The sequence below is a fragment of the Streptomyces cirratus genome, from assembly GCF_014650775.1.
Lineage (GTDB): Bacteria > Actinomycetota > Actinomycetes > Streptomycetales > Streptomycetaceae > Streptomyces > Streptomyces cirratus.
Genome location: NZ_BMVP01000001.1, coordinates 155,482 through 172,755 on the forward strand (window position 1 = coordinate 155,482; position 17,274 = coordinate 172,755).

Annotated in this window: 15 protein-coding genes; 5 read left to right on the plus strand and 10 right to left on the minus strand. The window is 73.8% G+C overall.

Features of this window, described 5'->3' with window-relative positions:
• Positions 1-23: 23 nt before the first annotated feature.
• Positions 24-713, plus strand: coding sequence for a DUF2293 domain-containing protein (locus tag IE207_RS00750; RefSeq protein WP_190182020.1), 690 nt, complete (start codon positions 24-26; stop codon positions 711-713).
• 40 nt (positions 714-753) lie between these two features.
• Here IE207_RS00750 and IE207_RS33920 read toward each other — a convergent pair whose 3' ends face one another.
• The 3 genes from IE207_RS33920 to IE207_RS00765 form a co-directional block, all read right to left on the minus strand.
• Positions 754-1,446, minus strand: coding sequence for a chaplin (locus IE207_RS33920; protein ID WP_190182021.1), 693 nt, complete (start codon positions 1,444-1,446; stop codon positions 754-756).
• Between the two features lie 169 nt (positions 1,447-1,615).
• Positions 1,616-2,821, minus strand: coding sequence for an SWIM zinc finger family protein (locus tag IE207_RS00760; RefSeq protein ID WP_190182022.1), 1,206 nt, complete (start codon positions 2,819-2,821; stop codon positions 1,616-1,618).
• Positions 2,818-5,730, minus strand: coding sequence for an SCO1167/SCO6262 family helicase (locus IE207_RS00765; protein WP_190182023.1), 2,913 nt, complete (start codon positions 5,728-5,730; stop codon positions 2,818-2,820). Before IE207_RS00765 ends, IE207_RS00760 begins: the two co-directional genes overlap by 4 nt.
• 280 nt (positions 5,731-6,010) lie before the next feature.
• On the opposite strand from IE207_RS00765, the gene IE207_RS00770 reads away from it, so the two are divergent.
• On the plus strand, positions 6,011-6,616 hold the full coding sequence (locus tag IE207_RS00770) for a hypothetical protein (RefSeq protein WP_190182024.1): 606 nt from the start codon (positions 6,011-6,013) through the stop codon (positions 6,614-6,616).
• Between the two features lie 115 nt (positions 6,617-6,731).
• The gene (locus IE207_RS00775; RefSeq protein ID WP_190182025.1) at positions 6,732-6,992 is read left to right on the plus strand and encodes a DUF6343 family protein; all 261 of its coding nucleotides are present in this window, start codon (positions 6,732-6,734) and stop codon (positions 6,990-6,992) included.
• A gap of 54 nt (positions 6,993-7,046) precedes the next feature.
• Here IE207_RS00775 and IE207_RS00780 read toward each other — a convergent pair whose 3' ends face one another.
• The 4 genes from IE207_RS00780 to rpsA all read right to left on the minus strand — a co-directional run bounded on the left by IE207_RS00780 (position 7,047) and on the right by rpsA (position 10,941).
• Complete coding sequence (locus IE207_RS00780; RefSeq protein ID WP_190182715.1) at positions 7,047-7,379, minus strand: tetratricopeptide repeat protein; 333 nt, start codon at positions 7,377-7,379, stop codon at positions 7,047-7,049.
• A 236-nt stretch (positions 7,380-7,615) separates the two neighbouring features.
• The gene (gene coaE, locus IE207_RS00785; protein ID WP_190182026.1) at positions 7,616-8,224 is read right to left on the minus strand and encodes a dephospho-CoA kinase; all 609 of its coding nucleotides are present in this window, start codon (positions 8,222-8,224) and stop codon (positions 7,616-7,618) included.
• Positions 8,225-8,262: 38 nt separating this feature from the next.
• A complete protein-coding gene (locus IE207_RS00790) occupies positions 8,263-9,201 on the minus strand; it encodes a PAC2 family protein (RefSeq protein ID WP_190182027.1) in 939 nt (312 codons plus the stop codon).
• A gap of 222 nt (positions 9,202-9,423) precedes the next feature.
• A complete protein-coding gene (rpsA, locus tag IE207_RS00795; RefSeq protein ID WP_190182028.1) occupies positions 9,424-10,941 on the minus strand; it encodes a 30S ribosomal protein S1 in 1,518 nt (505 codons plus the stop codon).
• Positions 10,942-11,287: 346 nt separating this feature from the next.
• On the opposite strand from rpsA, the gene IE207_RS00800 reads away from it, so the two are divergent.
• Both IE207_RS00800 and IE207_RS00805 read left to right on the plus strand, forming a co-directional pair.
• Entirely contained in the window at positions 11,288-12,160 is an 873-nt protein-coding gene (locus IE207_RS00800) for a class I SAM-dependent methyltransferase (protein WP_229873210.1), read from the plus strand.
• Between the two features lie 4 nt (positions 12,161-12,164).
• On the plus strand, positions 12,165-14,804 hold the full coding sequence (locus IE207_RS00805) for an ATP-dependent RNA helicase (protein WP_190182029.1): 2,640 nt from the start codon (positions 12,165-12,167) through the stop codon (positions 14,802-14,804).
• On the opposite strand, the gene pgfA is transcribed toward IE207_RS00805, so the two are convergent.
• The 3 genes from pgfA to IE207_RS00820 all read right to left on the minus strand — a co-directional run bounded on the left by pgfA (position 14,794) and on the right by IE207_RS00820 (position 17,199).
• Positions 14,794-15,765 carry a cell envelope lipid trafficking protein PgfA gene (gene pgfA / locus IE207_RS00810; RefSeq protein WP_190182030.1) on the minus strand — a complete coding sequence of 324 codons (972 nt, stop codon included), beginning with the start codon at positions 15,763-15,765 and terminating at the stop codon, positions 14,794-14,796. The two genes, IE207_RS00805 and pgfA, sit on opposite strands and share 11 nt — an antisense overlap.
• A gap of 14 nt (positions 15,766-15,779) precedes the next feature.
• Entirely contained in the window at positions 15,780-15,920 is a 141-nt protein-coding gene (locus IE207_RS00815) for an SPW_0924 family protein (RefSeq protein ID WP_190182031.1), read from the minus strand.
• Positions 15,921-15,996: 76 nt separating this feature from the next.
• Complete coding sequence (locus IE207_RS00820) at positions 15,997-17,199, minus strand: lytic transglycosylase domain-containing protein (RefSeq protein ID WP_190182032.1); 1,203 nt, start codon at positions 17,197-17,199, stop codon at positions 15,997-15,999.
• Positions 17,200-17,274: the final 75 nt, after the last annotated feature.

A 17,274-nucleotide genomic window follows, 5' to 3' on the forward strand; every position in this document is an offset into this window, starting at 1 on the left:
CCGAACGGCGGTATCACTCCGTCATGAGTCTCGTCGTCTTCGAGTCGCAGAAGCACATCCATTGCGCCGAGTGCCGACGGGGGCCGCTGCGGCACCTCGTCCGCGAGGCGGGTGTACCGCGTTGCCTGGACTGCGCGGACCTCGGGCACCTGGTGTACCTGCCGCGTGGTAACGCGGCGCTCACCCGGCGGGCGAGGGAAGCCAGTTCACTTTCGGCCGTGGTGGTCCGCCTCAACAAGCGGCGTCACCGCTACGAACGTCTGGGGCTGCTGGTGGAGGAGGCTGCCCTGGCACGTGCGGAGCGGGCCTGCCTGGCCGACGCCGAGGCGCGCGCCCGGCGCCGGGAACGGGACCGCCTGCGCCGCGCCGCCGAGGACACCCGGTTCACGGCGGCCTTCACCGCCGAGATCCTGCGGCTGTTCCCCGGCTGCCCCGCCGACCGCGCGCGGGCGATCGCCGCGCACGCCTCGCTGCGGGGCAGCGGCCGGGTGGGCCGCACGGCGGCCGGCCGGGCCCTCGACGAGCAGGCCGTGTCGGTGGCGGTCCGGGCGGCCGTGCGCCACACCGACACCGAGTACGACGCGCTGCTGATGGCGGGGGTCCCCCGCTTCACGGCGCGGGCCCGGCTGGCACCGCGGATCGACGCGATCCTGGACGGCTGGCGCGCCCAGCCGCAAGCGGGACGGCCGACCGGGTGCCGGACCGCAGGCTGAGCGCCCGACGGAGCCTCCGTCCTGTCCGCCCGGACAGGGATCAGCCGACGCGGAAGCGGCGGTAGAGGAGGACTCCGCCGAGCAGGAGGGCGCCGCCGCCGGGCAGCAGGTAGCCGACGGCGTCGGCGCCGGTGTGGGCCAGCGCCACGGTGGGCTGCTGCGGGGCCGGCGCGATGATCGGCCGGGGGGTGACGGGCGGCTGGACGGCGGGCGGCTGGACGGGCTTGCTCCCGCTGGGGCCGTTGACGGAGGTGTTGCCGGCGGCTCCGTTGCCGACGCCGACGACGTTCACGGAGTTCCCGCTGACGTTCAGCGGCAGGTCGACGGGAAGCTGGATGCCGTTGCCGGACAGCACCCCCGGCGAATCCTTTCCGCGCCCATGTGCCTCGGCTCCCGTACCGTTTCCGGCCCCGGGTTTCGAGGAGTGTGAGGACGAGCCGGACTGTGATGGCCTCGACCCCGGATGGCCACCGCCGTCACCGTGCCCGTCGTTGGCACAGCGGTTCCCGGAGGCGGAGTTCAGCACCCCGACGACGCTCACGGTGTTGCCGCACACGTTCACCGGCGTGTGCACGGGCAGTTGCACCAGATTGCCGGAGAGGAGCCCCGGCGACTGCTGAGCGGCGCCGCCCGCGTCCGCATCGGCGTACGCGAAGCCGCCCATCCCCGCGACCGCCACTCCGCCTCCCGCGACGACCGCCGCGATCAAGCCGTTCCGACGACTGTGACGCATGAGTTCCCTGCCTTCCGGAAGAGTTCACGGGCAACCGCCCGCACCGGAGACAACGCCGTGGGACCATTCGAGTTATAGAGCCGGTACGAATTTCACTCCATCGTGTACTGGGTAACACGCATTGAATGAGCGCAGCCCGGCTGGCCGGGGCCTGGACGGCGGGAGCGGCTCATCCCCGCAGCGCGACGACCGGATCCGGGGAGGGCGTGCCGGTCGGCCACCAGTCCTCTTCGTCCGACCTGGACTCATAGGCGTACCAAAGGCCCTGGCGGCCCAGCCGGAGCTGTCGGCTTCGGGTGCTGAGGCGGTTGCGGTCGGGCCGGAAGGAGCCGCAGCCGGCGGCGACGAGGGCGGGCCGGGCCCGGTCGAACGGACCGGCCGGCGGGTCCCACGCCTCTTCGAGGACGGCCAGGGCGGCCGGACCCCCCTGACGCCAGGCCGCCGCGCCCCGCGCCAGGTCGGTGGTGGTGCGGCCGGTGGCCCGGGCCAGGTCGCGGTAGAGGGCACGGGCGGCGCCGGTGAGCCCGGCGGTCGCGTGTGCGGAGGCCAGCCGGACGGCGTCCTGCCACACCGTGAACCCGGCGAGGGGGTCCTCACCGGTCCGGAGCAGCGCCAGCGCCCGGGCGGCGGCGTCCGAGGCGAGCTGATCCAGCGCCAGGGGGTCGGGCGCCGCGGGGTCCGACGGGTAGGCGGGCGGCAGACCCACCGCGCCGGGCGCCGCCTGCGGGGCCGGCAGCGGAGGCAGGGTGGTCCGGGCCAGCGCCGCGCGGGCCGGGACCCCGGGAAACGCGGGCGCGGTGTCGCGCCGTTCGAGCGCGGCGTGGGCGGCACTGCGCCGGGCCAGCTCCGCCAGCAGCTCCCGCTCGCCCCGCCCGCGCAGGAGCAGCAGCACGAACGGATCCTCGTCCAGGAGCCGGGCCGCCCGGTAGCACAGAGCGGCGGCGTGCTTGCAGGGCGGACGCCCCACGTCCGGACAGGAGCAACGCGGCACGAGCTCCCCCGCGCCCGGCAGGACCGTATCCGCGAGGGACTGCGGGACCTCACCCTCCAGCAGCCCGGCCAGCGCCGCCGGATCGGCCGCCACGCCCTCCAGCACCTCACGCCATTCGGTGTCCTCGAACGCCGGCAGCGCCAGCTCGGTGCGGTACGGGCGGGCCCGGCTGCCCCGGACGTAGGCCACGATCCGGCCCGGGGTGATCGTCACCGCGTCCACATGGCCTTCGGCCGCGTACGCCCGCCCGCGCCCCAGCCGGGCCGCGTCGTGCGAGCGCTCCTCCAGCGCGGCCACCCAGGCACGCCCCCACCAGGTCTCGGCCTCGACGCCGGGCGGCACGGTCTCGAAGGTACGGCGGCGGTCGTCCCGTGCGGTGATCACGCCGGCCTCCGCAGCGAGACGAGGTCGGCCAGCTCGCGGTCGGTCAGCTCCGTCAGCGCCGACTCGCCCGAGCCGAGGACGGCGTCGGCCAGCGCCCGCTTCGCCTCCAGCATCTCGGCGATCCGGTCCTCGACGGTGCCCTCGGCGATGATCCGGTGGACCTGCACGGGCTGGGTCTGCCCGATCCGGTAGGCACGGTCGGTGGCCTGCTCTTCGACGGCCGGGTTCCACCAGCGGTCGAAGTGGATGACGTGCCCGGCCCGGGTCAGGTTCAGTCCGGTGCCCGCCGCCTTCAAGGAGAGCAGGAAGACGGGGACTTCGCCCGCCTGGAACCGGTCGACCAACTGCTCCCGGGCAGCGACGGGGGTACCCCCGTGCAGCAGCTGGTGGGAGATCCCCCGGGCGGCGAGGTGCCGCTCGATGATGCGGGCCATCGTCACGTACTGCGTGAACACCAGCACCGAGCCGCCCTCGGCCAGGATCGTGTCGAGCAGCTCGTCGAGCAGGGCCAGCTTGCCGGAGCGGTGCGCGATGCGGGACCGGTGCGCGTTCAGGCTGTGCTGATTCAGGCTGTGCGCATTCAGGCTGTGCTCACTCAAGCTGTGCTCACTCAAATACTGCGCAGGATGGTTGCAGATCTGCTTGAGCGACATCAGCAGCTTCATGATCATGCCGCGTCGTTGGATCCCCTCGCTCGACGCGATCACCGCCATCGCCTCGTCCACCGCGGCCTGGTACAGCGAGGCCTGCTCCCGGGTGAGGGACACCGGGTGGTCGGTCTCCGTCTTCGGCGGCAGCTCCGGAGCGATCCCCGGATCGGACTTCTTGCGGCGCAGCAGGAACGGGCGGACCAGGGCCGCCAGTCGGGCGACGGCCTCCTCGTTGCCGCCGTCCTCCTCCGTCTGGTGCTCCACCGGACGGGCGTGACGGGCCCGGAACGTGGTCAGCGGGCCCAGCAGGCCCGGCGTGGTCCAGTCGAGCAGCGCCCACAGCTCGGACAGGTTGTTCTCCACCGGGGTCCCGGTCAGCGCCACCCTGGCCGGGGCCGGGATCGTGCGCAGCGCCTTCGCCGTCGCCGAGTGCGGGTTCTTGACGTGCTGTGCCTCGTCCGCGACGACCATGCCCCAGCTGTGCTCGGCCAGCTTGGCGGCGCTGGCCCGCATCGTCCCGTACGTGGTCAGGACGAACCCGCCGTCCAGGCCCTCCAGGCTCCGGCCGCCGCCGTGGAAACGACGCACCGGGGTCCCCGGGGCGAACTTCTCGATCTCCCGCTGCCAGTTCCCCAGCAGCGACGCCGGGCACACGACGAGCGTCGGATCGGGCCGGTCCCGGTGCAGGTGCAGCGCGATCAGCGTGACGGTCTTCCCCAGGCCCATGTCGTCGGCCAGGCAGGCGCCGAGGCCGAGGGAGGTCATCAGGTCCAGCCACGCCAGTCCCCGGGCCTGGTAGTCGCGCAAGGTCGCCTTCAACCCGGCGGGTTGAGGCAACGGCGCCGGTTCACCGGTCAGCCGGTCCCGCAGCGCGGCCAGTGCCCCGACCGGGACCGCCTGCACGGGCTCGCCGTCGACCTCGGCCGTCCCGGTCAGTACGGTGGCCAGCGCGTCCACCGGGTCCAGCAGCCCCAACTGCCGCTTGCGGGCCTTGCGCACCAGGCCCGGATCCACTCGCACCCACTGGTCGCGCAGCCGCACCACGGGCCGGTGCGCCTGAGCCAGCGCGTCCATCTCCCCCGGGGTGAGCCGGTCCCCACCCAGCGCCAGCTCCCAGGAGAAGGCGAAGAGGTTCTCCGCGTCGAAGAAGGCGGTGCCCTCGATCGCGGACCCGGGCGCAGCCGTCCGTACGACGGCGGTCGCCGACAGCGTACGGGCCAGGTCGCGCGGCCAGTGGACGGTGACCCCGGCCTCCGCCAGCCGGGTCGCGGCCACACCCAGCAGGTCTTCCAGCTCCGGATCGGAGAGGGACAGCACATCGGGGACGGGCTGGTCCAGCAGGCGCAGCAGCGGCGGCCACACCCGCGCGGCCCGGCGCAGCGCGAGTACGGCATCGACGCGGGCGCGCGGCCCGAATCCGGCGGCGGCCGCTCCCGCCCAGAGCTGCTCCGCATCCGTGACCAGCGTCGGATCGGCGAGGCTGTGCACCTGGACCACGGCGGCGCCCGCGCGGCGGGTGTCCTCCGGGTCGGCCTCGTCGAAGAGGCGGAAGGAGGACAGGTCCAACCGCAGGGAGACCCCGACCCCGGTATCCGCTCCGGCCGCGACCTGGGCGGCCCATTCGCGCATTCCGGGGACCTGCTGCGGTTCCCGCGCCGCGAACGGCCGGCCGGCGGCCACCGGCGCGGCGGGGGTACGGGGCAGGCTGTCGGCGGCTGCGTCGAGGAAGGCCCGTACCAGGGCCTCCGGTTCGGGCAGCTGGAGCGGGCGGCGACCGGCGAGCGGGGTGGCGTACCCCTCGTAGGGCAGGGCGGCGGCGATCGCGCGCAGGTGGGCCACGTCATCGGAATCGAGCGGTCCGGCCCGCCAGGCGTCGATGCCGTCGGGGGTGAGCCCCGGGAGCAGCCGCCCGCGCGCGACCAGGGCGAGCGCCTGCGCGGCGGCGGTGCCCCAGGCACGGGTGGCGGGGTGGGCGGCACGGCTGCGGGCCGCCCGGAGCAGCAGCGGCAGCGCGGCACTGACCGACAGGGTGACGGAGGGGACGGTGCGGGTGCGCACGCCTTCGCCGTGCGGCCGCACCACCTCGAGCGGGGCCGCCCTCCCGGCCTCGGGAAGCGGATCGCCCTCCGGGCACCAAAAGGCCACCCGCCCCTGGCGCGGGACGGCCGAGGGAAGGAACACGGCGGCATGACGCAGCAGCGCGTCGGCCGGTACCGACGACGGTGTCGGCGCGTGCGGCCGGGACGTCTGGGTGCTCACGGTGGCCCTCCCTTCCCGGATGGTTCGCGGTCCGATGGTTCGCGGTCGGATGGTTCGCGGTCCGATGGTTCGCGGTCGGATGGTTCTCTTCTGCCGCCGAGTCTAGGTGGGCCCACCGACAACGCCCCCGACCTGCGTCTTCATCGCTCCGGCCGGACCGACGCCCGGCCCCGGTCACTTCTCCCGTGTCCCGATTCCGTCCCGGTCCGCACCCCGGCGCCCCCACCGGGGTAGGAACCCCCCGACCGCCCACCCGACCGGAAACGGGGACCAGCCGACCATGCTGCGACAGCGCACCAACATCCTCGCGGCCGCCACGGCGGCCGCCGCCCTCCTGCTCGCCGGCCCGCCCACCGCCTCGGCCGCCACCGCGCCCGGGTTCCTCGACGGCACCGACCTCCCTCCGCACCCCTCGTCGCCCTGGCACGCCGGAAAGGTGACCAAGGGCCTGCCGGTGACCGCACCGTTCTGCCTGGAGGAGGCGCTCCCGGCCACCGGCAGCTGGCACCGCGTCTTCGGCACCGACTACGACACCGGCGCCACGCAGCTCTCGGTCCGTACCGCATCCGGCTCCGCGGCCGCCTCCCTGGCCGCCTCCCTGGAACGCGAGGTCGCCGCCTGCGCCGCCGACTGGCTGCGTACGACGCCCGGTGGCACCGCCTCCTGGCAGGACTACGGCAAGCTGACCGTCGAGGAGGGCGCCCACGTGTACGGGGTCCACACCGCGATCCCGGACTCCGAACCCGGCGTCCACCTCTTCGGCATCGGCCGGGACGGCGCCACCGTGACCGTCGTGAAGTGGGGGCAGATGGGCACGCTCTCCGACGCTCCCGTCGCCGCCTTCAAGAAGACGACCACGACGGCCGTGAACAAGCTGAACCCGTAGCCGGGGCGCCGCCCCCGTTCCGCTCCCCGCCGTCGGCGCCTTTCGGAACGGGCCGCCTGCGCGACCGCCCGTGGGACCATGGGTTTGAGGACTACGGTGATCCGAGGCGATGGCCATGCGTACCGGAAACGAGCCGGTGACCGCCCGCAGTCCGCTGCGGCTGCGGTTGTGGCTCAGCATGTGGGGCCTGATCTGGGCCGCCGGCGGAGCGGCCCTCTTCTCGCTGGGCGGGCGCCCGGGATGGGCCGCCGCCTGCTCGGTGGTCGCGGTGCTCGCGGCGGTGGACCTGGTCGTGGTCGTCCACCACATCCGTCAGGGCCCGCACTACCAGCCGGGCCGGGACGTGCCCCCGTACGAGCCGCCCCACGCCCGCTGAGGCCGGCACAGGCCCCGCACCAACCGGCCGGCGACCGGGCTCAGGCTACGGGGCTCAGTCTTCGAAGCGCGCGGCCGCCAGGTACTCGGGCTGCGGGTCGAGCGCCGCCGCCAGCCGGAAGTGCTTGCGGGCCTGCGCGCCCCGCCCGGACCGTTCGTGGGTCCTGGCGAGTGCGAAGTGCGCGTAGGCGTTGTCCGGTTCGCGCTCCAGCACCAGCTCGAACTCCAGCGCCGCCGGGCGCAGTTGCGCGGCGGCGAAGAAGGCCCGGGCCCGGAGCAGCCGGGCCGCCGTGTTCTCGGGATGGGCGGCTATCACCGAGTCGAGCAGCTTGACGGCGCCCCGAGGATCACGGGCGGCCAGGAGCTGCTCGGCGGCCCGGAAGTCGATGACGTGCGTCTCCGGGCTGGCGGCGTCGGAAGGACCGGACGACGGGCCGGAAGGACCCGCGGCCCCCGGTCCCGAGGAGCCCGGTCGCGAGGAGCCCGGCGAACCCGAGGACGGACCCGAGGAGCCGGGCGGTTCCGAGGACGACGGCGGCTGCGGCGGAGGCGTGGTGTCGGACACGTTGCTTTCCTTCCCTCTCCGGGCGCCTTCACGCCCCGTCCGGCCGCGCCCGCACTGCCTCAGGCTCCGGCCGCCGCGGCCCGCTCGGTCAGCGTCTCCCAGACCTTGCGGACCTGCGGTTCCAGCGCCTCCAGCGGCCCGTCGTTGTCGATCACGAGGGTCGCGACCGCCAGCCGCTGTTCCCGCGTGGCCTGCGCGGCCATCCTGGCCCGCGCCTCTTCCCCGGTCATCCCGCGCAGCCCCGTCAGCCGCGCCAGCTGCGTCTGTGGCGCCGCGTCCACCACCACGACCAGGTCGTACAGCGGCGCCAGGCCGTTCTCGGCCAGCAGCGGTACGTCGTGCACCACGATGGCGCCGGCGCCCGCCGCGCCCTCAAGCTCGGCGGACCGGGCCCCGACCAGCGGGTGCACGATCGAGTTCAGTATCCGCAGTTTCTCCGGGTCGGAGAAGACGATCGTCCCCAGCTTCGGCCGGTCCAGCGTCCCGCTCGCCGTCAGCACCGATTCGCCGAACGCCGCCACGACGGCCGCGAGCCCGGGCGTCCCGGGTTCCACGACCTCCCGCGCGATACGATCGGCGTCCACGATGACCGCCCCGTACCCCGCCAGCAGCCGCGACACTTCGCTCTTGCCGGCTCCGATTCCGCCCGTCAGGCCCACTTTCAGCATGCCCGGCAGCCTAGGCCCCATCGCGGGCGCCCGGCGGCTCAGCCCTCGCCCTCGCGCTCCGCGAGGAACCGCTCGAACTCGCGCCCCAGTTCCTCCGCCGAGGGGATCTCGGCGGGCTCCGCGATCATGTTGCCGCGGCTTTCGGCCCCGGCCGCCGCGTCGTACTGGTGCTCCAGCCCCTGGACCAGGGCGACCAGTTCCTCGTCGCCCTCCCGGATCTGCCGGTCGATCTCCGTCTGCGTGCGGTGGGCCTCGGTGCGCAGGGCGTGCGCCACGGCCGGCAGGACCAGACCCGTCGCCGCGGTGATCGCCTCCAGGACCGTCAGCGCCGCGTCCGGGTACGGGGAACGGGCCACGTAGTGCGGCACGTGCGCCGCGACGCCGAGCACGTCGTGTCCGGCCTGGCCCAGCCGGAACTCGACCAGCGACTCCGCGCTGCCGGGCACCTGTGCCTCGTCGAACGGGCTGCGGTGCCCCGGCATCAGGTCGGTCCGGTTGCCGTGCGGGGTGATGCCGACGGGCCGGGTGTGCGGGACGCCCATGGGGATGCCGTGGAAGTTGACCGAGAGCCGCACGCCCAGGCGCTCGACGATCTGCCGTACGGCGATGGCGAAGCGCTCCCACTCGACGTCCGGCTCGGGGCCCGACAGCAGCAGGAACGGCGCGCCGGTGGCGTCCTGTACGAGGCGCACCTCCAGCTTGGGCTCCTCGAAGTCCGTCCAGTGGTCGCGCTGGAACGTCAGCAGCGGCCGCCGGGCCCGGTAGTCCACGAGCCGGTCGGCGTCGAAGCGGGCGACGACCTGGTGGGGCAGGGTGTCCAGGAGCCGCTCGACGATCTGTTCACCGGCCTCACCGGCGTCGATGTACCCCTCGAGGTGGTAGAGCATGACCAGCCCGGCCGAATCCTGGGCAAGCGCCAGGTCGGCCACCGCCAGGCCCTTGGCGTCCCATTCGTACAAACCCTGTGGATCAAGCACCGCCACCACTCCTCCTCGCCGCGTTCTCCTCAAGAACGCCCAAGGTGGCGCCACCATTCCCCAGTTGACGGCTTTCACGGTAATCGGCCCGGCCGCGGGACGCGGCGGGAGCCGTCGCCGACCGTGGAACGCGGTAAGGCCCGCCCCCCGAAGGGGACGGGCCTTACCGTTCAGCTCAGCTCACTCTCGCGCCGGGGCGCGGAGCGTGACGCGCTGCTGCGATCAGCTCTGGCCGCCGGCCAGCTTCTCGCGGAGCGCGGCGAGGGCCTCGTCCGACGCCAGGGCGCCGGAGGTCTCGTCCGAGCCCTCGGAGGAGTAGGAGCCACCCGAGATGTTGCCCGCACCGGCGCTGGCACCGGCGGCCGGGGCGGCAGCGCCCTCGGCAGCGGCGGCCTCGTCGGCCTCGCGGCTCTTGATGACCTGCGCCTGGTGCTGCTCGAAGCGGACCTGCGCCTCGGCGTACTGGCGCTCCCACGTCTCGCGCTGGGTCTCGTAGCCCTCGAGCCAGTCGTTGGTCTCGGGGTCGAAGCCCTCGGGGTAGATGTAGTTGCCCTGGTCGTCGTAGGACGCGGCCATGCCGTACAGGGTCGGGTCGAACTCGACCGACGCCGGGTCGGCACCGAAGGACTCGTTGGCCTGCTTGAGGGACAGCGAGATCCGGCGACGCTCGAGGTCGATGTCGATGACCTTGACGAAGATCTCGTCGTTGACCTGGACGACCTGCTCCGGGATCTCCACGTGGCGCTCGGCCAGCTCGGAGATGTGGACCAGACCCTCGATGCCCTCGTCCACGCGGACGAACGCACCGAACGGAACCAGCTTGGTGACCTTACCCGGGACGACCTGACCGATCTGGTGGGTCCGGGCGAACTGCTGCCACGGGTCTTCCTGCGTCGCCTTCAGCGACAGGGAGACACGCTCGCGGTCCATGTCGACGTCGAGGACCTCGACGGTGACTTCCTGGCCGACCTCGACAACCTCGGAGGGGTGGTCGATGTGCTTCCAGGACAGCTCGGAGACGTGGACGAGACCGTCGACGCCACCCAGGTCCACGAACGCACCGAAGTTGACGATCGAGGAAACGACGCCGGAGCGGACCTGACCCTTCTGCAGGGTGGTGAGGAACGTCTGGCGAACCTCGGACTGGGTCTGCTCGAGCCAGGCGCGGCGGGACAGGACCACGTTGTTGCGGTTCTTGTCCAGCTCGATGATCTTCGCCTCGAGCTCCTTGCCCACGTAGGGCTGGAGGTCGCGGACGCGACGCATCTCGACGAGAGAGGCCGGCAGGAAGCCGCGGAGGCCGATGTCGAGGATGAGACCACCCTTGACGACCTCGATGACGGTACCGGTGACGATGCCGTCTTCTTCCTTGATCTTCTCGATCGTGCCCCAGGCACGCTCGTACTGAGCGCGCTTCTTGGACAGGATCAGACGGCCTTCCTTGTCCTCCTTCTGGAGAACCAGGGCCTCGATCTCGTCGCCGACCTTGACGACCTCGTTCGGGTCGACGTCGTGCTTGATCGAGAGCTCGCGGCTCGGGATCACGCCTTCCGTCTTGTAACCGATGTCGAGGAGAACCTCGTCCCGGTCCACCTTGACGATGACGCCGTCGACGATGTCGCCGTCGTTGAAGTACTTGATCGTCTCGTCGATGGCCGCGAGGAACGCGTCCGCGTCGCCGATGTCGTTGACCGCTACCTGCGGAGGGGTGGTGGCGGTGGTCTCGGTGCTGCTCGTCATGTGGGAAAGGGCTCCGGTTACGGACAGAAAGTCGTAGGTACTGCTACGCCGGGAGCCCTTATCGGCAACTGCCGAAGCCGGACAGCCAAGGAAGCCCCGCATCCGCAGAAGCAGCGGTAGGGCCTCGAAAACCGAGGGGACATCAACAGAAGCAAGCGCAGCCTGCTAGGTCTGAGGAGCACAGGCTCGCAGCGCAACTTGTAGCATACGGGGGCAGCCGGACAGGGTCAATGCGCGAAGGCGCACACCCCGGGCGGATCGCCGCATTACCGGCGCAAATCGCTGGCGGGGAAGGCCCGATGGCTCACCGCCTCCCGACTTCTCGCAGACTACGACGACGGGCCCCATGAACCAAGAGGACTACCTTCCCGAAGACGCGTTCGAAATCGCTGGGCAGGTCGGCGCCGCCGGCGGCGCGGACGACGGCGAGGACGCCGAGGCCACCCGCCGTGAGGCGGGCGAAGCCGAGAGCAGCCGGGCGAGCCGGGGCTGGTGGGACCGCAACGCCGACGAGTACCAGAGCGAGCACGGCGCCTTCCTCGGCGACGACCGCTTCGTCTGGGGCCCGGAGGGCCTGGACGAGGCGGAGGCGGCCCTCCTGGGCTCCGCCGCGTCCCTCGCCGGCAAGGACGTCCTGGAGATCGGCGCCGGCGCCGCCCAGTGCTCGCGCTGGCTGGCCGCCCGGGGCGCCCGCCCGGTGGCCCTCGACCTCTCGCACCGCCAGCTCCAGCACGCCCTGCGCATCGGCGACGACGTTCCGCTCGTGGAGGCCGACGCCGGCCGCCTGCCCTTCCGCGACGCCTCCTTCGACCTGGCCTGCTCCGCCTACGGCGCCGTCCCCTTCGTCGCGGACCCCGTGAACGTCATGCGCGAGGTCCACCGCGTGCTGCGCCCCGGCGGGCGCTGGGTGTTCTCCGTCACCCACCCCATCCGTTGGGCGTTCCCGGACGAGCCCGGCCCGGAGGGGCTGTCCGTCGCGGCCTCCTACTTCGACCGGACCCCGTACGTCGAGCAGGACGAGCAGGGCAGCGCCGTGTACGTGGAGCACCACCGCACCCTCGGGGACCGGGTCCGGGACGTGGTCGCGGGCGGGTTCCGCCTGGTGGACCTGGTCGAGCCGGAGTGGCCCGCCTGGAACGACCAGGAGTGGGGCGGCTGGTCCCCGTTGCGCGGCAACCTGATCCCCGGCACCGCGATCTTCGTGTGCGAGAGGGACTGACCCGTTGAACCGCCAGGTCCGCACATCCGACCTCGACGCCCTCCCCGTGCGCGGGGCCGTGCCCGCCCTCGTCTCGGCGCTGGACGCGCACGGCACCGCCGTACTGTGCGCCCCGCCCGGGACCGGCAAGACCACGCTGGTGCCCCTGGTGCTGGCGGGACTGGTGGGGGCCGGCGAGCGGCGCCGGGTCGTGGTGGCCGAGCCCCGGCGGATCGCCGCCCGGGCGGCGGCGCGGCGGATGGCGTGGCTGCTGGGCGAGGACGTCGGGGAATCGGTCGGCTTCACGGTCCGCGGGGAACGGTCGGTCGGACCCCGCACGGCCGTGGAGGTGGTGACCACCGGCGTGCTGCTCCAGCGGCTCCAGCGGGACCAGGAGCTGGCCGGCGTGGACGTGGTGGTCCTGGACGAGTGCCACGAGCGGCACCTCGACGCGGACACCGTCGCCGCCTTCCTCCTGGACGTCCGCCAGACCCTGCGCCCGGAGCTGCGGCTGGTCGCGGCCTCCGCGACGACCGACGCGGCCGGCTGGGCGCGGCTGCTCGGGCACGCGCCGGTGGTGCAGGCCGAGGGCGTCTCGTACCCGGTGGAAGTGGTGTGGGCACCCCCCGCCCGCCCGGTGCGGCCGCCGCACGGGATGCGGGTGGACCCGGCGCAGCTGGCGCACGTGGCCTCGGTGGTGCGGCGGGCGCTGCGGGAACGGGGCGGCGACGTGCTGTGCTTCCTGCCCGGGGTCGGCGAGATGGCCCGGGTGGCCGGACAGCTCGGCGGTGTGGACGCGGAGGTGCTCCAGGTCCACGGCCGGGCGCCCGCCGCGGTGCAGGACGCGGCGCTGACGGCCGCGGCGCACCGCCGGGTGATCCTGGCGACGGCTGTCGCGGAGTCGAGCCTGACCGTGCCGGGCGTACGGGTGGTCGTGGACTCGGGACTGGCCCGCGAACCCCGGGTGGACCACGCGCGGGGCCTGGGCGCACTGGCCACCGTACGGGCGTCCCGCGCGGCGGGCCGTCAGCGGGCCGGACGGGCCGGCCGCGAGGCACCGGGGGCGGTGTACCGCTGCTGGTCCGAGGCCGAGGACGTGCGGCTGACGGCATATCCCTCGCCGGAGATCCGGATGTCCGACCTGGCGGCGTTCGCACTCCAGGCGGCTTGCTGGGGCGACCCCGACGCGACGGGACTCGCCCTGCTGGACGCCCCGCCCGCCGGGGCGATGGCCGCCGCGCGGGAGGTACTGCGGGCGGTCGGCGCGGTGGACGACGCCGGGCGGCCGACCCGGCGCGGGGTGCGGATGGCCCGGCTGGGGCTGCACCCGCGGCTGGCGCGGGCCCTGCTGGACGGCGCGGCGGCACTGGGCGCGCGCCGGGCCGCGCAGCTGGTGGCCCTGCTCAGCGAGGAGCCGCCGCGGGAGTACGGGGACGACCTGGCGGCCGCCTGGCGGGCTGCCCGCCGTGGCTCCGACGGCTATGCGCCCCGCTGGCGGGCGGAGGCCAAGCGTCTGGAGCGCGCTCTGGGCGACCCTGCGGGGACTCCCCCCGGCCCGCCCCCTCCCGAAGGGGCCCGGGGCGCAGCGCCGGCGATCGGGGCGCGGGGGCCCTTGGGCGGAGCTCCCGAAGGGGCCCGGGGCGCAGGACCGGTTTCGGGAAGGGGCGGGGCGGGGGCGGAAGAGCTCCCCGACCAGACCGCCGCCGGACTCGTCGCGGCACTCGCTTTCCCCGAGCGGGTGGCGAAGGCCAAGGGCGGCGGAGCCTTCCTCATGGCCTCCGGGACGGGGGCCGAACTCGCCGAGGGGTCACCGCTGCGCACCGCGCCCTGGCTGGCCGTGGCCGTCGCCGACCGGCCCCCGCACTCCGCTTCCGCCCGGGTGCGCCTCGCCGCGATCCTCGACGAGGACACCGCGCGGACCGCCGCCGCACACCTGCTGGCCTCCGGCGAGGAGGTCCGCTGGGAGGACGGCGACGTGGTGGCCCGGGCGGCGGAGCGGCTCGGGGCGATCGAGCTGGTCACCCGGCCGCTGCGCGACCCCGACCCCGCGCTGGTGCGGGCCGCCCTCGTCGACGGGCTGCGCACCGAGGGGCTCGGCCTGCTGCGCTGGTCGCCGGACGCGCGGACACTACGGGCCCGGCTGGGTTTCCTGCACCGCACGCTGGGCGGCGCCTGGCCCGACGTGGCGGACGACTCGGCACTGCTGGAGCGGGCCGACGACTGGCTGGAGCCCGAGCTGTCGCGCGCCCGCCGCCGCGCCGACCTCGCGCGGATCGACGCCGGTCAGGCGCTGAACCGGCTGCTGCCCTGGGCGACCGGTGAGGCGGCCCGGCTCGACGAGCTCGCCCCCGAGCGGATCGAGGTGCCCAGCGGTTCCCGTATCCGGGTGGACTACACGGGAGAGCAGCCCGTGCTCGCCGTGAAGCTCCAGGAGCTGTTCGGGCTGGCGCAGACCCCGCGGGTGGCGGGGGTTCCCGTACTCGTCCACCTCCTGTCGCCCGCCGGCCGGCCCGCGGCCGTCACGGCCGACCTCGCCTCCTTCTGGCAGGGCGGCTACCGCGCCGTCCGCGCCGAGCTGCGCGGCCGTTACCCCAAGCACCCGTGGCCGGAGGATCCCGCGACCGCGGAGCCGACCCGGCACACCAACGCCCGGCTCAGGCGGTGAGTTCCGCCTCGCGCCGCCGTCCGCGCGCCTCCAGCCACAGGGCGAGCGCGAGGAGGGCGAGCGCGCCGACCGTGAGGCCGAGGGGTGCGTAGGTGTGCAGGGCGAGGACCTTCACACGGTTCGACCGCACCAGGTCCACCGTGTACGCCGAGTAGTCCGGGCGTATCTTCACGTCCCCCGCGAAGACGGTCAGCCTGCCGTCGGGCGCGCCGGCCGCGATCCCGCCGCGCATCTCCTGCTGGATCTGCTGCTCGGCGTTGACGGGCGCGCCGGTCACCGGGTCCACCCAGAACATGGCCTTGACCGTGTACCAGAGGCTGGTGCCGGTGCTCTCCTCGAACGTCTTGGGATCGATGCCCTCGATCGGCATCTTCTTCGGCAGGGGGACCTTGGTCCAGGGGACCGTCTGCTCGAAGTAGTAGACGTCCATGCCTTTGAACGTGCGGGGGCCGACGTAGTGGATGGGTGAGGAACTGCGCGTCTGGGCGTCGAAGTAGAGGTAGTCGCGCGGCTCGGTGAAGAACGGCCACTTGAACTCGATGCCTTCCCGTTTCACCGGGTCCCCGTCGACCATCTCGCCGGTGGCGTGCACCGGGTCCTGGGTGTGGGCGTCGAAGACGTACCGCTCGGGGATCTGGGAGACCATCTTGCCGTCGGGGCCCATGATGTACGACAGCGTGTCCCAGACGACGACGTCCTTGCCGGCGCTCGCCTCGATCTGCTTCGACGCCTCGACGTTGCCCTTGAGCGTCTGGACGATCGTGACCTTGTCGACCTTCTTGGGCTGCATGCCGGCGGTGTAGTCGAGCAGCGTCGCGTCCTTCGCCTCCAGGACCATCTCCTGGTACTGGTTCGGCGGGATCTTGGCGAGGCGGGGGTACGCGTACCAGCGCAGCAGCGGTGCGAGGGCTGCGCAGAAAACGGCTGCGGCAAGCAGGACGAGGCTCGCTCTGCGTCGCATGGCCGGGCCCTCCTCTACTTTCCGGGCGCGGGGGGCGCGGTGGTGAGCAGGGGCTTGGGCGAGGTCGTGCCTTCGGGCACCCCGAGCGCCGTGACGGCGAAGACGAGGGCCAGCGCGGCGGCCAGCCCGATTGCGGCGGCGACGAGGGCGCGCATACGGGGCCTCCTGATCTGATGGGGTGTCAGGGAGGAGGCACCGTAGCAACGCGGGGTGGAGATGAGAACCGTTCGGCTACGGGGTTTCGGAGCGGCTCGGGGTGGGGGTGGGACTGGACTTCGGGGTGGGGGTGGGACTGGACTTCGGCGTGGGCGTGGGGGACGGCTTCGGGCTGGGAGTCGGCGTGGGCTTCGGAGTCGGGGTGGGGGTCGGCTTCGGCGTGGGCGTGGGCGTCGGGCTGGGCGTGGGCGTCGGGCTGGGCGTGGGCGTCGGGCTGGGCGTGGGCGTCGGGCTGGGTGTGGGGGTGGGCTTCGGGGTCGGCACCGGAGTAGGCGAAGGTGGCGGAGTAGGCGAAGGAGTCGGCGCCGCAGGCGGCTCGGGCGCATGCGTCGGCGGGGTCCCGGTGCCCGTGCCGACTTCGTCCGGAACCTCGTGCGTCCCGTTGAGGTAGTACGCGAACCAGGACCGGACCGTCCTCAGGTACTCCCCGGACTGGTTGTACGACAGCACCGCCCGGTCCAGGTCGGCGCCCACCCGCAGGTCACGGCTGCCCGCGCACAGGTAGCGCCCGGCGGCCAGCGCCGCGTCGTACACGTTGTTCGGGTCCCGACGGCCGTCCCCGTTGCCGTCCTGGCCCCACGCCGCCCATGTGGACGGGATGAACTGCATCGGCCCGACGGCGCGGTCGTGGCGGGCGTCTGCGTCGTAGGCACCTGCGTCGGTGTCCGCGATGTCCGCGAAGCCGTTGCCGTCGAGCACGGGGCCGAGGATCGGCCGGAGCGTGGTGCCCTCGGCGTCCACCCGGCCGCCCCGGGCCTGCCCCGACTCCACCTTGCCGATCGCCGCGAGCAGTTGCCAGGGCAGCCCGCACCGGGGGTCGGTCTCCGCGATCCTCCGCTCGGCGCGCCGGTACGCCGCGAGCACGCTCGCCGGTATCCCCCGGGCGCCCTCGGCCCCGCCCATGGCCACCGGCTCGTTGCCCGGCTCCCCCGCGGTCCCCGTGGCCGCGGGTGACGCGGGAGTACCCCCGGCCGGCGCGGCCCCGGGCTGCTGCGGCCCGTCGGGGGGCGGGAGTTCGGTGGAGTAGGCGGAGTCCCCGCCCAGGCCCGCGGTCGCGGAGGCGCCGGGCCCCTCCCCGGCGGCGACGGACGGCCGTTCCTCGCTGCCCGAGGCCGGCCCTTGGGAGGCGGTCACCGCGGCCACCACCAGCGCGGAGACCAATGCGGCGGCGCCGCTCCTGCGCAGCCGGACCAACCGGGCCGGTATTCGTCCCCGCATGAGCCTGACTCCTCCCCGTCGACGTCCGCGTGACCCTACGTCAGGTGCCTGCACAAGGCACGTACCGGAGGCGGG